We start from the raw sequence: 15,038 nt of genomic DNA on the forward strand, positions 1-15,038 counted from the left end.
GTTCATGAGCACCGTGGCCGCCGGTCTCCCCGTCCAGGCGTCCGCACTCATCACCGCAGCGGCTTCACGGGCGACCGGAACGAGCGTGCTCGACGCGGCCGTGCGTCCGCGATCGGGCGTTGTCAGTGGTCGCCACTATGTTCATTCGTGTCCCACCACTGTGGTGCGGAAGTCCCCCTGGGTGCATAGGAGATGGTGCGTTGTCGGATTGGGAGAGGTCGAGCACGGCACGGGTGATAGCACCCGCACGGCCGCGCAAGCTGGCCAAGGTCCCGTTCGTCGAGCTGGCCGACGGACGCTTGCAGGGCGTGGTGTCCAGCGGATCGGACATCGAGCGGGTCTACGTCTCGTCCGTGAGGGTCGGCACCTACGCGTTCGCTTGCAGTACGAACAACAACCGCCCGTGCGGCGGCGCGCGGGGTTCGTTCTGCAATCACATCCGGGCCCTGATCAACGAGGCGGCGCTGCAGTACGGCGCCGAGCGCGTCGCCCGCTATCTGAAGGTCGAGACCGTGGACGGCGAGCCCAGCGCGCAGACCATCGCGGCCGCCATGAGCAACACACGTCCATCGCAGGGGGACACCAAGGCCGCCGCGCCCGTCTTCAGCCGGTTCCTGCGCCATCTGGCCTACCTGGAACTCGCCCCGAGCACCGCGCCGTTGCCTGAGATGCAGTGGTTCCCGCCGACCAGGGCGGTGGCGTGATGCGCGCCGACCTGCTGTCCGAGCCCATCGCCGGGCTCGACGAAGCCCTGGCGGCCGTCGACGTCTTCGACCGGGCTCTCGTCGCCGGCCTGCTCCGTCCCCAACCCGCTCAGGCCGCCGGACTGTCAGAGCTCGCCCACGCTGTCGCGGGGACGCCGCTGGCCGCCAGGCTCGCCGAGGCGGCCGAGAAGACGGCGGCCGGAGCCGCCGGCGAAGACCACTTCATCGCCCTCGCCGCCGCTCGCACGGCACTGCTCGGCTCCGTGTACGACGCCCTCGTGAGCCGCCTCGACGAGGCGACCGGCCGCACCCACAGCGAGGAGACCGCCCCTTCGGCCATCGAGCCGCAAGCGGCGAATCTGCTCGTCGCCGCCCGTTCCTGGCTGTCCGATCTGGCGCGCGCGGGATGGCAGGGAATCGACCACGACGTGGTCTCCGGGTCGGCACAGATCGTCTCCGCGATGCTTCCGGACCCGGCCCTGCGCCGCCTGGCAACGCTGCTCGACGGCTTCGCCGCCGAACTCGCCGCGTCCTGCCCGGGCACGTCCCTGGAGCGTGTTCCGGTACGCCGCTGGGGCGACCTCTGGTCGCGCGCGATGCTCCTGACGCTGCCCGACGCCGCCGACAGGCCCGCGACCGGTACCGCCACCGGCCGCCTCCTGCCCCTCGGCGTCGACCTGCAGGAACACGCGACCGCCGGACAGGCCCAGGTCCACGCGGTGTTCGAGCCCGCCGACGGAGCCGTGCCCCGTCTGGTGCGGGCAGGTGTGTCGGTGCCCAAGCCCGACACGGTCGTAGGAGCCGGCCTCTGGCAGCTGCTGCGCCCGCACATGTCGCTCCTCGCAGCCGTCAGCGAAGGCCGCTCGATGGACCTCGTGGGCATGCCGGTCACCGCCGAGGGTGACCTGATCTGGAGCGACGAGCACGCACGCCCGAGCGAGCCCGCCGACGCCTTCGCCACCGCTCGCGTCGCCCTGCCGACCGCCACCGACGCGGCAACCGCACCGCTCGACCGGCACCCGGCGCGCATCGCGGTCCCCGTATTCCTTGAGGGTTACGTCGCCCGGAGCGACGACGACGCTCTCATGTTCACCGTCGCCGGACACTCCCTCGTGGTCGACACCGACCGGATTCCGACCGCCGGGCCGCTCACCCCCGAGGCCGTCGCGGCGTCCAGCGCGTGCATCGGGCTGCTCCGCTGGGACGCCGGGACGTATCGCGTCCAGCCGCTGGCCGTCGAGACGACCGTACGGAAGAAGGCTGTCGCGATCCACGCCGGAGGATGGGCCGGGGGCACCACCGACAAGGCGGGCGTCAAGGCCGAGAAGGCCGCCACCGACGCGGTGGCCGTGCTGCGGGAGCGGGCGGGGAGGCTGTTGCGGAAATGACGGAGCACGCGACCGAAGAACCGCCCAGGTACGCGACCCCACCGAACCCCGAGGTGGACTCCCACGACAACCGCCGTCAGGTCCTGTACTGGCGACTCCTCGCCCGCCTCTTCGACCACGAGGAGCAGGGGACCCTGGAATCGGCGAGCCTCGCCGTCGTCGAGAACATCGGTCTGCCGTCAGCGCTGCTGGACCCGCAGGCCTCCGTCGACTCGATCGTGCAGCGCCACCCGGAGCTGGCCTGCGAGTTCGACGGTCTGATGGCGCCCGAGCCCGCCGACGACGGTGCGCGCGACCGGGCAGCCGAAGTACGGCGCGCCGCCCTGGTGTCGAAGGTGCTGCTCAACGTCTTCGCCTCGGGCTCCGGCACTGTCACCGCCGGACAGCTGGCGCGCTGGCAGTCCGACGCGGGCTGGCTGGAGCTCGCGCTCGGCTGCAAGCCCGGCGAACTGCGCGGCGGCCGCACCGGCGGACGGGCCGGAGCAGGCGCCGCAGGACCAGGCGTCAGCCCCACCGGCACCGGCAACCCGCGCACGACGCCCGATCTCAGCCGGCTGATTCCGGCGATCGGCCCGGAACTCGGCGCCATCGAGGCCGACCTTGTCAAGCGGATGCATCTGCGCGAGGTGCTGGCCGACCCCAAGCTCGCCGCGCGGCTGACTCCGAGCATGTCGCTGATCGAGCAGTTGCTGCGGGACAAGAACAATCTCTCGGGCGTGGCCCTGGCCAACGCCAAGGCCCTGATCCGCCGGTTCGTCGACGAGGTCGCCGAAGTACTGCGCACCCAGGTGGAGAAGGCCACAGTAGGCGACCTGGACCGCTCCGTCCCGCCCAAGCGGGTGTTCCGCAACCTCGACCTCGACCGCACGATCTGGAAGAACCTCACCAACTGGAGCCCGGAGGAGGAGCGGTTGTACGTCGACCGTCTCTACTACCGGCACACCGCCCGCAAGACGACGCCCCAACGGCTCATCGTCGTCGTGGACCAGTCGGGCTCGATGGTCGACTCGATGGTGAACTGCACCATCCTGGCGTCGATTTTCACCGGGCTGCCGAAGGTGGACGTCCACCTGATCGCGTACGACACGCAGGCGCTCGACCTCACGCCGTGGGTGCACGACCCCTTCGAGAGCCTGCTGCGCACCAACCTCGGGGGCGGTACCGACGGCACGGTCGCCATGGCGCTGGCTCAGCCGAAGATCGCCGAACCCCGCAACACCGTCGTGGTGTGGATCTCCGATTTCTACGAATGGCGGACCGAGCAGCTGTTCGAGAGCATGGCCGCCATTCACCGCTCGGGGGCCAAGTTCATCCCGGTCGGCTCGGTGACCAGCTCCGGCCGCGGCAGCGTCAACCCATGGTTCCGGGAGCGCTTCAAGGACCTCGGTACGCCGGTGATCTCCGGCCACATCCGCAAGCTCGTCCACGAACTCAAGACGTTCCTCGCTTAATACCGGTTGAGAAAGGCCCTGACATGTCCGACCTGCTGCGCGCCCCTGCCGAGATCAAGTACGCCGAGGAACTGGACTGGCTGGAGTCCATCGACGACAACCCCAAGCCCTTCTCCTGGCGGCTGTCCCCGAAGATGGTCCGCCTGTTCATCCTGGGTTCCGAGCGCGCCGACGGCCTGGAGCGGGAGATCCCGCAGAAGTGGTACGGCGACCGCAGTTTCGTCGAGCGGTCCATCGTCACGCTCGCCTCCGACCGCGGCCTGCTGCTCATCGGCGACCCCGGCACCGGCAAGAGCTGGCTGGCCGAGCTGCTGTCCGCCGCGATCTGCCGCAATTCCACGCTGGTCGTGCAGGGCACGGCCGGCACCACCGAGGACCACATCAAGTACTCGTGGAACGTGTCCATGGTCATCGCCAAGGGCCAGTCGCGGGAGTCGATGATCCCCTCACCGATCATGACCGCGATGGAGACCGGCGCAATCGGCCGTTTCGAGGAACTCACCCGCTCCACCAGCGACGTCCAGGACGCGCTGATCTCGGTCCTGTCCGAGAAGTACATCTCGGTTCCCGAACTGGACAGCGACAACATCGTTTTCGCCAAGCCCGGCTTCTCGATCATCGCGACCGCCAACAGCCGCGACCGGGGCGTCAACGACCTGTCCTCGGCGCTCAAGCGCCGCTTCAACTTCGTCCGCATCCCGGTGGTGACGAACAAGAAGAGCGAGGCGGAGATCGTCCGCTTCCGCACCGAGGAACTGCTGCGCCGTCACCAGATCGAGCTGGACGTGCCGCCGACGCTGCTCGACGTGCTGCTGCAGAGCTTCGCCGACCTGCGCGCCTCCGCGGCCGCGGCCGGCAGCGACGACGAGAAGCTGGAGTCCGCGCTGTCGTCCGCCGAACAGATCGGGGTGCTCGAGGACGCCATCCTGCACAGCAACTTCTTCGGCGAACGCGCCCTGACCGCCCGTACGCTGGCTTCCTCGCTCGTCGGGTCACTGGCACGGCGCGAGCCCGAGGACCTGGCCATCCTCAACAAGTACCTGCACGGCGTCGTCGAGCCGCGCAGCAAGGAAGAGGGCGGATCCTGGCCGGAGTTCCTGGAGGGCGGCCGCGACGCGATCGCCACCCTGTCATGACCGGCATGCACGAGGGGACCTTCGAAGCACTGCGCGCGCAGTTGCAGGAGGCCGCCGGGACGTTCGCCGACGGGCCCGACGCCCTGGAGGGCATCCTCCTCGGAATCGTCGACGACGTCGACCGCGCGGTGCGCGAGCCGCTGGAGATCTTCCCCGTCTGCCACCATTCGCCGGCCTCGGCGATCGCGATGGCACGTCGCCTGCGGGAGAAGCAGCCGAAGGTCGTGTACCTGGAGCTGTGCGAGGACATGGCGCCACTGCTGACCGAACTGCGCAACTGCAGGCTGCCGGTGGCGGTCCAGGCGTTCGCGACCGAGGTCGACGGCTTCCCGGCCGACTGGTCTCCGCTGTCGGTGGTCGCACCGATCACCGAGGCCTCGGCCGAGTACCAGGCGATCGCCTACGCGCTGGACACGCCGGGTGTCGAACTGGTTCTCGTCGACCGCTCCTCGGACCACGTCTTCCAGTGGGACGCACGCGCCGAACACGACGCCGAGCCGGCCGATCCGGACGCACCGCCCGCCGAGGAGGAGGCCGCGCTGCACGGTGACGCGGTCGGTGTGGAGATCGGCGATCTACGGCCGCGTTTTGCCGAACTGGAGGAGCACCTGCTGCGCCACGGCAGGGTGCGCCACTGGTCGGAGTGGTGGCACCAGTACGTCGAACTGCCGCTCGGCGACAGCGATCACGACACCTACCGCCAGGTCATGCTCCTGATCGGCAGCCTCTTCCGACGCCTGGCACCTGGTGACCCGCACCGGGTGCGCGTGGACGAGGACCGCGAGCGGTACATGTGGACCAGGATGCGCGAGCACCTGTCCGCGACGGGCACCGACCCAGCGGACTGCCTCTATGTGTGCGGCGCCTTCCATGCGGCAAGCCGTGTCGCGGAGTTCGGCGTCGAGGGCACAGGCACCTTCGAGATCAGCCCGCGCAGCGCCACCAAGTGGCAGCACGGTCTGATTCCGTCCAGCCACGCGGCGATCGAGGCGCAATTCGGCCTCGCCGCGGGCTCGGTGTCGATCGCCGCCACGGTCTGGGCGAAGAACGTGAAGCGCACGCGTGTGGATCCGTACCGTCTGGCGGGTCAGGCGGGCGCGAGGAAGTCCAAGGCCAAGAAGAGCGCGGCTGCGCCCGCTCCTGTACCGGCGGTCCCGCCCTCGGACAAGCTGACCGGATTCCTGCGGCAACCGCCCGTCCTGGACCGGCTGGACGAGGCCGAACTGCTCGGGTGGTCGGTGGAGATCGTGCGCGCCGCGCGCCGCAACGGCTATCTCGCCTCCACGGCCGACGCCATCGCGGTGTTCGAGACGTCGATCCTGCTGGCCGGGATGCGCGACCGGGCCAAGCCGACGCCGTACGACTTCCAGGACGCGGCCGTCACCTGCATCGAGAAGGACGCCGTGCCCGGTCGGCGCGATGTGCGCCGGCTCGTGGAGATCATGATGGGCGGCGACCGGATCGGCCAGGTGGGCTACGACGCGCTGCCACCTCTGGCCCGCGACGTGCACGACCGGCTCGCGCCGCTGAACCTGAGGCTCCAGCAGCGCGGCGTACAACGGGCGCTGCTCGACATCGCCTCCCAACCGGAACTGGAGCGCTGCTCCGACGTGTTGTGGATGCTGCGCTACCTGATGCCGCAGGGTGCCGCGCGACCGATCATGGGTGAGCGGAGACTCGGCGAGCGACCGATCCAGGAGTCGTGGGATCTGGCGCTGGGCACCCACCAGCGCGCGCTCATCGAGCTCGGCTACGAAGGCGTCAGCATCGAGCAGGTCCTGGAGCAGCGACTGCGCCGCACGGCGTACGCCCCACAGGCCACCGCCGCGACCGTCCTGGAAGCCGTCGAGGACGCGACGCTGTACCTGCGCAGCCGCCGCCTCGCCGACGAGTTGGGCACCCGCGCCCTGGAGGTGCTGTCGGCGGAGCGCAGCGTGGACGGTGCGCCGGAAGTACTGCGCCGGGTCCGGCGGCTGCTGTCGTACCACCGCACCAGCGAGCCGGTGCTGCCACCGTGGATCGAGTCCTTCGTCAAGACCGGATACGCGCATTACTGCACCCTGCTGCCGACGGCGTTCACGGACCACGACGCCACCGTCCGCCAAGTGGCGGCGATGCTGGGCTTCCTGTTCAGCATGGAGAGCCTGGCGCTGTCGCTGGGCTGCGACCGGTCCCAGCTGGAGCTGGCGGTCGCCCAGTCGCACCCGGAGGAGCCGTCGAGGACGGCGCTGCTGTGGGCGGCTCAGGTGCAGCTCGGGGACCTCTCCCGCGCGGACCTTCGGGCGAGGTGCGACGAGCTGCTGGCCAACCCTTTGGTGGTGCCCGCCTATCCGCGCTATCTCAGCGGCTTCGTCCACGCCCTGGAGCCCGTCCCCGGCCTCACCGACTTCGTCGTGGAGGCGGTGTCGAACGCGTTCGGACGGCTGCCGGACCCAGTGCTCCTGCCGTGGCTGCCGACCCTGATCACCACCCTGCGATCGGGGGGCGCCGAGTTCGCCCCGCTGTTGATCCGTGAGGCCGGGCGGATCTTCCCCGGTCGGCTCCCGATGCTGGACGAGTGGGTGCCGCCGTGGCGGGCGCAGCCGGAGCCGGTCGCCGCACAGCCCGAGTGGTACGGGGGCGGCGGTGTCACGCTGCTCGCCGCCCACCCCGCGACGTGCGACGCGGTGGCGAGCCTGCTGGGCTGCGACGGGGCGTGGGAGCCGGCGGCTCCTCACCCGCGAGGCGCGGAACTGGTCGGGCGCCATCCGGATACGGCTGTGGCGCTGGAGGTGTTGCTGGCCGAGGCATGACATCGGCGGGGCGGCCTGCGGCGGAGGCCGTCACGTCCACCCAGCGCGCCCCGGACTCGGGGTTCGGGCCTCGCTGGCTCGCCGGCTGGGGCGGTCCCGGGGCATCCGGACACACCCGGCGGCATCTGATCACGCCGGAACTCGCTCGTGGTGCGCACCAGGATCGCGACCTGCGAGCGGGTTCCAGCATGCGCATCACCAGGTGGCCGCGCACCCTGGGGTGTCCGACTGAGCCGTGAGCAAAGTCCGCGCTCCGGCCCCCACGCACTGCAGGGTGTCAGAAGACCTGCGCGAAGCAGCCGAAGGCAATCACCACCGCCGTGAGGACTGCCGCCAGACTCTTGAGGATCTTGGGTATTTTCACGTTCGCCTCACAGGCAGGTTCGGACGAGCCACTCGTCGGGGTTGTAGGCGTGCTGCGCCGGATCCGGCACCGTGGCCGGCTTCTCTTCAACCGTGTCCTCCAGGCGGATTCGCTCCGGCAACCTGCCGAACCGTGCATGGCGCAGGACCTCGGCGGCATCCGAAGTCTTCTTCTCCTCGCGCGTCATCTCGCCCTCCTCGGCTTGAGTGGTGAAGATGCTCGCACTGAATGTGTCACCCGTCAAGGCAGTGATATGTGGAGGTGAAATACCTCTCCACTGCACAGAAGAGTAGGGCCGCTTACCTTCGTCACCGTTTTGACAGGTGACAAATGACTCCGTGAGGGTCATTCTCCACGGGCCATGGCGCACGCCAGGGGCCGCTGATCGAGCGCAAGCCCCGCAATCGCGCGAGGCCGGTACTGCCCGATGAGGCGGAGGGAAGATCTCTGATGTTCAACAGGCGAAGCTTTGGCAGGGTCGCTGGTGCGGGTGCGGTCGGAGCATCGTGGGCCCGTCGAAGTTGGACTCCGCGACCAGGCGGCCCGCCGCGTCGTACTCGTAGTCCCAAGTCAGACCCTGGGGGTTGAGGACCTGGACGCGGCGGAGTTCGGAGTCGTAGGCGAACTCGTGGCGCACGCCGTCAGCTCCGGTGTGGGCTGCTATGACGTCGAAGTGCGTGTACTCGAAGCGCGAGACGCCGCCGTTCGCGTCCGTGTGGTGAGTGCGGTTGCCCTCGCCGTCGTAAAGCCAGGTCTCCTCGGATTCGTCAGCGGATGTGCGGCGGGCGAGCTTGCCCTCGGCAGTCCCCTCCAGGCGCATCCGCGCGCCCAGCGAGTCCGTCAGGATGATGGGCCGCCCGAATCCGTCACGTTCACAGGCCCTCACCGCCCCCAGCGCGTCCGTCACCTCAACAGGCATGCCCGCCTTTTCGTTGCGCGGCAGCATGCTGTGGCCGAGTGCGTCGGTGCCAAGCCTTAGGCCACCGGTCCCGTCGTACGCGAAGTTCGTGGTGCGACCGGCGGGGTCGGTGACGGCTACGGGGTTGCCGGACCCGTCGTACTCCTGGACCCACTGCGAGCCGGCCGGATCCACCATCAGTGTCGGTAGACGCAACTCGTTGTATTCGGTGGCGAGTTCGGTGCCGTCTGGCCGTACTACGCGTGTCACGCGGCCGAGCTCGTCGTGCCTGTACTGCACCACTTGGCCCAACGGGTCAGTGACCGCTATGAGTTGGAGGTTCTCGTTCCATTCCTGCTCGGTGACGTGACCGAGCGGGTCGGTCTCGCGGATGAGACGGAGGGCCTCGTTGTGCTGGTAGACGCGGGTGTGGCCGAGCGAGTTCGTGACGGTGGTGGTGCGGGTGGCGTCGTCGTAGACGAGGGTGGAGGCCAGGGCGTCGCCGGTGCCGCCGGTGGCGACCACCCGGCCCTGATCGTCGTAGGCGTACCAGTAGGTGGTGGCGTTGCGGTCGGTCCAGGAGGTGATGCGGCCGTCGGCGTCGTAGGTGTAACGCATCGACAGGCCGGAGGAGTTGGTCTCCTCGGTCAGGTGGCCTGCCTCGTCGTAGCCGAAGGTGAGCAGGGTGGTGCCGGGGGCCTGCGGTGCGGCGGGGTCGAGCAGGCGCAGGCCGGTGATGCGGGAGAGGGAGGGGTGGCGGTCCAGGGCGATGCGGTAGCCGCCCGAGTGGACGACCGCGCCGGGGATGTCGCCCTCGTCGTACACGAGGGTGATCCGGTTGCCGTTGCGGTCCTGGATGTGTTGCAGGGGGAGGTCGACTGCCGCGTCGTCGGCGGTCGCGACCGGGGAGTGGAAGACCTGGATCAGGCCGGTGTCCGGGGCGGTGATGCGGACGGCGCCGTCGGTTTCGTCGTCCCAGGACAGGGTGAGGCGGGAGCCGGGCGTCTCCGGGCCGACGGCTTCGCCCGTCTCCGGGTCCGGGGCGGGAAAGGAGAGGCGGGCACCGTCCGCGGCCGCGTACACTAAGCCGTCGTCGGCCTGGACACGCTGGTCGAGGACCGAGGCCCACGTCGGGCCGTTCGAGCGCGGTGAGAGCGCGGATGCGGTGGCTGTGGAGTTGAGGGTCGCGCCCGGCACGGTGCGCCAGCGGCGCAGCAGGTGGCGTGAGGGCGGTGCAGAGGCGCTGTTCTACCGGCTGCACGTGTACCACGGTCGCAAGGGCGAGACCAAGACCTTCGCCTGGCACGAGGCGACCTGATGATTGCGACCCACCAGCAGCTGGGCGCTCCGCTGGTGTGGTGTTGGGACAACTGTGAGACTCGTGGGGCACCGTCCTTGGCCAGGTCTGACCCTGGGACAACTGGCCCAGGCTCCCTTGTTCAGGATCTGTCGGCCTGTGGTCCCCGCATTCCTGCGCGCCTGGAAACCGTGACCGAGCCGGCATCAAAGGCGTTGTAGAAGCAGTGGGAGCGGCCCGGGTAGGCGGCGAGCTGGCTTCGTAACCGAGAGGTGAGAGTGACGCAGGCAGTGATCAGAGGTCGGCCAGTCTCCTGCGCAGGAAGGCCCGCTCCCGCTCGTTGTCGACGAGTTCGAGCGCGGCCCGGTAGGCCGCGGCCGCCTCGGCAGTGCGACCGAGTCTGCGCAGCAGATCCGCCCGCGCCGCCGGGAGCGGGTGGTAGCCCCGCAGTGCGTCGGCGTTCAGCGCGTCCAACGCCGCGAGACCAGCCTCCGGACCGTCGCGCATCGCCACGGCCACCGCCCGGTTGAGCTCGACCACCGGCGACGGAGAGACCCGCAACAGCACGTCGTAGAGCGCCACGACCTGCGGCCAGTCGGTCGTGGCGACGTCGGCAGCCTCATCGTGCACGGCCGCGATCGCCGCCTGCAGCGCGTACGGCCCGGAGCGAGGCCCGCACAAGGCGGCGACGACCAGGTCGCGGCCCTCGGCGATGCGGTCGGCGTCCCACAGAGCGCGGTCCTGGTCCTCCAGCGACACCAGCTCCCCCGCCGCATCGACGCGGGCAGCGCGGCGGGCGTCGACCAGCAGCAGCAGCGCGAGCAGCCCGCTCACCTCGGGCTCGGCAGGCAACAGCCGGTGCAGGATCCGTGCCAGTCGGACCGCCTCGTCGGTCAGGTCGGCCCGCACCAGGTCCTCGCCCGCGCTGGCGGCGTAGCCCTCCGTGAAGATCAGGTAGACCACCCGCAGCACACCGGGAATACGCCCGGCCAACTCGTCAGCCTCGGGCACACGGAACGAGATCCGCGCGTCGCGGATCTTGCGCTTGGCCCGCACGATCCGCTGCGCCATTGTGGCCTCCGTCACCAGAAAGGCCCGCGCCACCTCGGGTGTGGACAGCCCGGCGAGGCACCGGAGCGTCAGCGCGACCTGGGCCTCGACGGACAGTGCGGGATGGCAGCAGGTGAAGAACAGGCGCAGCCGTTCGTCGGGGACATCGTCGCTCTCCCGCTCGCGCACCGCGGGGACGAGCTGTCGCGCCTCGACGTGCATGACCGCGAGTCGCTGGGCGTAGGCCCTGTCCCGCCGCAACCGGTCGACGGCCTTGCGCCGCGCGGTGGTGAGCAACCAGGCCACGGGTGTCGTCGGCACCCCTTCGACGGGCCAGCGCTCCAACGCGGCCTCGACAGCCTCGGACGCGACATCCTCGGCGAGGTCGAGGTCACCGAACTGGCGCACGAGCATGGCGAGCAGCCGGCCCCGCTCCTCACGAAACACCGCCTCGACCATGCCGGCCGCCCGCCCGCCGGTCATGACAGGTTGAAGTCCTGGATCGGGCGCACCTCGACCCGCCAGGCCCGGGCCCCGGGGCAGCGGGCAGCCCAGTCGATCGCGGCATCCAGATCAGGGAGGTCGAGGATGTAGTAGCCGCCCAGATACTCCCGGGTCTCGGCGAAGGGCCCGTCGGTGACCATGCGTTCCCCGTTTTCGCCCACCTGGACGGAGGTGGCGGTCTCGAAGGAGTCCAGCACGTTGCTGTCGACCATGACCCCCGCGTCGTAAACCGCCTTGTGGTATGCCATGAACGCCTCCATGAGGCCCTGGTCGGCTTCGGCCGTCGGGGGCTCGGCGTCCTGAGTGCCGATGATAAGCAGCATGTACTTCACGGTGAACTCCTCTTTCGTCGTGCGTCGGGTTCGTGCGTTGCCCGTGGTGCGGCAACACCGGGATGACGAATGACGAGGCTGCAGATCGACAACCCGCCAAAAGAATTTTCAGGCCCGTTCGATCCCACGCAGCCCGGCCCCAGGCCCAGTCTCAATCGCCATCGTCGAGTCTGTGTCGTGCGGCCCGTCCCTGGAGAGTGCCGCCGAGGAAAGCCCCAAAGCCGCCACTGAGCTAGGGCCGCGTCAGCCAAGGTTCGCCCCGTCGCGACGCCCGGCACGCTCCGTTGTTGATGGGTCGGATGGGCTGTCGTACGGTCCGGAGGATCCGGTAGCCCCAGGTATGACTTGGGGGTGGTTGCCATCAATGGTTCCCGTGACACCTGGCCGCCCGGGGCCGCACGACGACTCGACCACTGATGAGGAGCTACGGGCTCACGGGTATCGCTGAGTAGGACCATGCTGGCGAGGTCGTCCGGATGCACGAAGTCGAGCGGACGATCGGCTGGTGCATGAACGCCCGCCGCAACGCAAGCGACAGGACAGCGCGCTGACGTGCTGGGCTGACCCGGATCACCGGCCGAGTCGATGTGGGAAGGCCCGCGGCGCGGCCGGAATTTCGCCGGCTCGTCATCTGCAGGCCGCCATTGATGACTTGTCGCGCTCCCTGTGATCCAGTCCACTGGAGCGCCCCCCTCAACCGGACCTGAAAGTAGGGACGCATGTTGAGATGCACGCTCAAGCGCGGGCTCATCACGCTCGCCGCCGTCGGACTTGTCTCTTCCGTGGTGCCGATCGCCACGGCATCGGCGGTCGGCGGCCCACTGACGCTCGCCGTGTTCGGAGATTCTCCGTACGGCAGGTCGGCGTACGCACCTGCGGGCCAGACTGCCGACACCTCGCAGTTCCAGAAGACCCCGGCATTCATCGGCACCATCAACAGTGACCCGGCGATCAGTGATGTCATCCACGTCGGCGACATCCACTCGGGCAAGGAGTTCTGCACCGAGGACTACGACACCTCGATCGCGTCCGAGTGGCGGACCTTCACGAAGCCACTCGTCTACACACCGGGCGACAACGAGTGGGCCGACTGCCACAAGTCGTCAAGCCTCACCTCGCCCGGTCAGGGCGGCGGCTTCTACGACTCCGCCTCCGGTGCGATCGACTACATCGGCACAAGCGGCCTGTCGACCGACCCGGAAGACTGCGTCAGCTACCACTGTGGCGACCCACGCGACAACCTCGCCGAGGTCCGGCAGGACTTCTTCGCGCAGCCCGGCCACACCCTCGGCAGCGGGACTTTGAACGTGGTGTCCCAGGCCACCGCCTACGACCCGAGTCACCCGGCCGACGCTCAGTACGTCGAGAACGTGATGTGGACGCAGAACGACATCGTCTTCGTCACCATCAACGCGCCGGGCGGCTCGAACAACGACGCCGACCCCTGGTACAAGGTGCCCACCGCGCCTCAGGCTCAGATCGACGAGCGGACCAACCGGACCGCGGCCGACGTCCGCTGGCTCGATGCCGCCTTCGCCGACGCGCGAGCCAAGCACGCCAAGGCCGTGGTGATCTCGGTGCAGGCCGACATGTGGGACCTTGACGGCAAGACCAAGGACCACCTGACGAACTATGAGCCGATCATCAGCGAGGTCGCAACGAAGACGACCGAGTTCAGCCGCCCGGTGCTGATGCTCAACGGTGACTCGCACCTGTACCGCTCGGACAACCCACTGTCGCCGACGGCAACGTGCACCGGCGAGACGGACCCGGCCACCGGCGCCGGCGTGTGTGCCCACGACCCAGGCGACAACGCGTGGAACGAGCACCCCTACTACAACGTCTCGAACTTCCACCGGATCGTCGTGCACGGCAGCACCACCCCGCTGGAGTGGCTGAAACTGACCGCCGACCCGAACGCCAACTACTCCGTCACCGACACCACCTACGGCCCGTTCAGCTGGCAGCGGATGCCGCAGCCGCAGCTGTAAGCCCACCTGCCCGCACACGGCCGGCCACGGAGTCCGATGGGGACTCCTGGCTGGCCCCGGCTTCTAACGCTCCCGCCCCGTCCTGGTGTGTAACGTCCGCTGCCTACGGGGTTCGACTCGCGCAAGCCTTCCTCCATGAGGAAAGCGTTATGGCTGCCGAAGGGAGCGTGCGCCCAGAAGAACCATCGGGCACCCGCGTCCGGGAGCTGCGCCGGACCACAGGTCGTCCTACGCCCGCGAGCTCCCCACCGTCACCCCTGAGGACCAGCCCAACGAGGTCGGGACGGTGCTGCGGGCGATCGGCGATCCACGTCCATGCGGTCGACGTGCCGTGTCAGGCCGGTGGTGCCAAGCGTTTTCACGCCCGCTCCGGGGCACATCATCCGCCCGCGGCGTCCTCGGCCTCCCAGCGCAGCAGGTCGCCCGGCTGGCACGTGAGCACCTCGCAGAGCGCGGCGAGCGTCGCGAAGCGCACCGCCTTGGCGCGGCCATTCTTGAGTACCGCCAGGTTGGCGGGCGTGATCCCTACGCGGTCCGCGAGGTCGCCCACGGACATCTTCCGCCTGGCCAGCATCACGTCGATGTCGACGACGATCGGCATCAGATCACCTCGTCCAACTCGGCCTGCATCTGCGCCGCTTCGACGTCGCGCGCGACGGCCTGGGCGAGCAGCATCCTCAGCACGAGCACGATGAGCGCGACCCCCAGGATGGCCAAGCCAACCCCTCCCATGATGACGGTGACGCCCGGGTCGGCCCGCTGGCCCGGCGCGTTGAGGGCCGTGACCGCGAACCACAGGAGGGCAGCCGCCACGATCGCGCCGATCACGGCGTCCACGTACCGGAAGGCGGCGTGGGAGAACACGGTTCCGCGTCGCACCATCGTCACCAGCCGCCATACGCTGACCAGGGCGACCTGGGCCGACACATGCTCAGCGGGCTACTCCTCTCCCATCCGGGTGTGGCGCCAGCGTTCGCGTCGTCCGTGCGGGCGTGACCGGCTACTTGACCGGCCTGGAGAACCTGCCGCCGCTCTGCCGCGGGCAACACCGGCTCCGACACGACGCCACGGCGAGCCCGTGTCGGTGACAGCCAGAAGCGCCCAGGAGCGGTTCGGCGGCCGGGGGCCGCA

The 15,038-nt window shown here is 69.4% G+C and carries 11 protein-coding genes and 1 pseudogene; 6 read left to right on the top strand and 6 right to left on the bottom strand.

Features of this window, described 5'->3' with window-relative positions; all coding sequences use genetic code 11:
* Positions 1–233 precede the first annotated feature (233 nt).
* Genes OG390_RS03930 through OG390_RS03950 form a run of 5 tightly spaced genes read left to right on the top strand, consistent with a single transcriptional unit; the run spans position 234 to position 7,471 of the window.
* Positions 234–704: a hypothetical protein gene (locus OG390_RS03930; RefSeq protein ID WP_406165001.1), complete on the top strand. Its 471-nt coding sequence runs from the start codon at positions 234–236 to the stop codon at positions 702–704.
* Entirely contained in the window at positions 704–2,092 is a 1,389-nt protein-coding gene (locus tag OG390_RS03935) for a hypothetical protein (protein ID WP_406165002.1), read from the top strand. The genes OG390_RS03930 and OG390_RS03935 overlap by 1 nt, the downstream gene beginning before the upstream one ends.
* Positions 2,089–3,543, top strand: a complete 1,455-nt coding sequence (locus tag OG390_RS03940; RefSeq protein ID WP_406165003.1) for a vWA domain-containing protein — start codon at positions 2,089–2,091, stop codon at positions 3,541–3,543. The genes OG390_RS03935 and OG390_RS03940 overlap by 4 nt, the downstream gene beginning before the upstream one ends.
* 23 nt (positions 3,544–3,566) lie before the next feature.
* Positions 3,567–4,679 (top strand): AAA family ATPase, encoded by a 1,113-nt coding sequence (locus tag OG390_RS03945; protein ID WP_406165004.1) that lies wholly within the window; start codon positions 3,567–3,569, stop codon positions 4,677–4,679.
* Positions 4,676–7,471, top strand: coding sequence for a hypothetical protein (locus OG390_RS03950; RefSeq protein WP_406165005.1), 2,796 nt, complete (start codon positions 4,676–4,678; stop codon positions 7,469–7,471). Before OG390_RS03945 ends, OG390_RS03950 begins: the two co-directional genes overlap by 4 nt.
* 371 nt (positions 7,472–7,842) lie before the next feature.
* Here OG390_RS03950 and OG390_RS03955 read toward each other — a convergent pair whose 3' ends face one another.
* The 4 genes from OG390_RS03955 to OG390_RS03970 form a co-directional block, all read right to left on the bottom strand.
* On the bottom strand, positions 7,843–8,022 hold the full coding sequence (locus OG390_RS03955) for a hypothetical protein (protein ID WP_406165006.1): 180 nt from the start codon (positions 8,020–8,022) through the stop codon (positions 7,843–7,845).
* A gap of 267 nt (positions 8,023–8,289) precedes the next feature.
* Positions 8,290–9,930 carry a hypothetical protein gene (locus tag OG390_RS03960; protein WP_406165007.1) on the bottom strand — a complete coding sequence of 547 codons (1,641 nt, stop codon included), beginning with the start codon at positions 9,928–9,930 and terminating at the stop codon, positions 8,290–8,292.
* Between the two features lie 394 nt (positions 9,931–10,324).
* Complete coding sequence (locus OG390_RS03965; RefSeq protein ID WP_406165008.1) at positions 10,325–11,563, bottom strand: RNA polymerase sigma factor; 1,239 nt, start codon at positions 11,561–11,563, stop codon at positions 10,325–10,327.
* Positions 11,560–11,907, bottom strand: coding sequence for a YciI family protein (locus OG390_RS03970; RefSeq protein WP_406165009.1), 348 nt, complete (start codon positions 11,905–11,907; stop codon positions 11,560–11,562). The genes OG390_RS03965 and OG390_RS03970 overlap by 4 nt, the downstream gene beginning before the upstream one ends.
* A 728-nt stretch (positions 11,908–12,635) precedes the next feature.
* On the opposite strand from OG390_RS03970, the gene OG390_RS03975 reads away from it, so the two are divergent.
* Positions 12,636–13,907 (top strand): hypothetical protein, encoded by a 1,272-nt coding sequence (locus OG390_RS03975; RefSeq protein ID WP_406165010.1) that lies wholly within the window; start codon positions 12,636–12,638, stop codon positions 13,905–13,907.
* A gap of 379 nt (positions 13,908–14,286) precedes the next feature.
* On the opposite strand, the gene OG390_RS03980 is transcribed toward OG390_RS03975, so the two are convergent.
* Together OG390_RS03980 and OG390_RS03985 are read right to left on the bottom strand one after the other, a co-directional pair.
* Positions 14,287–14,508 carry a helix-turn-helix domain-containing protein gene (locus OG390_RS03980; RefSeq protein WP_399096774.1) on the bottom strand — a complete coding sequence of 74 codons (222 nt, stop codon included), beginning with the start codon at positions 14,506–14,508 and terminating at the stop codon, positions 14,287–14,289.
* A pseudogene (locus OG390_RS03985) lies at positions 14,508–14,831 on the bottom strand (DUF2975 domain-containing protein); the annotation flags it as partial. The gene OG390_RS03980 and the pseudogene OG390_RS03985, both read right to left, overlap by 1 nt.
* Positions 14,832–15,038 lie beyond the last annotated feature (207 nt).

Origin of the sequence: Streptomyces sp. NBC_00996 (genome assembly GCF_045162675.1) — a bacterium.
Taxonomy (GTDB): Bacteria; Actinomycetota; Actinomycetes; order Streptomycetales; family Streptomycetaceae; genus Streptomyces.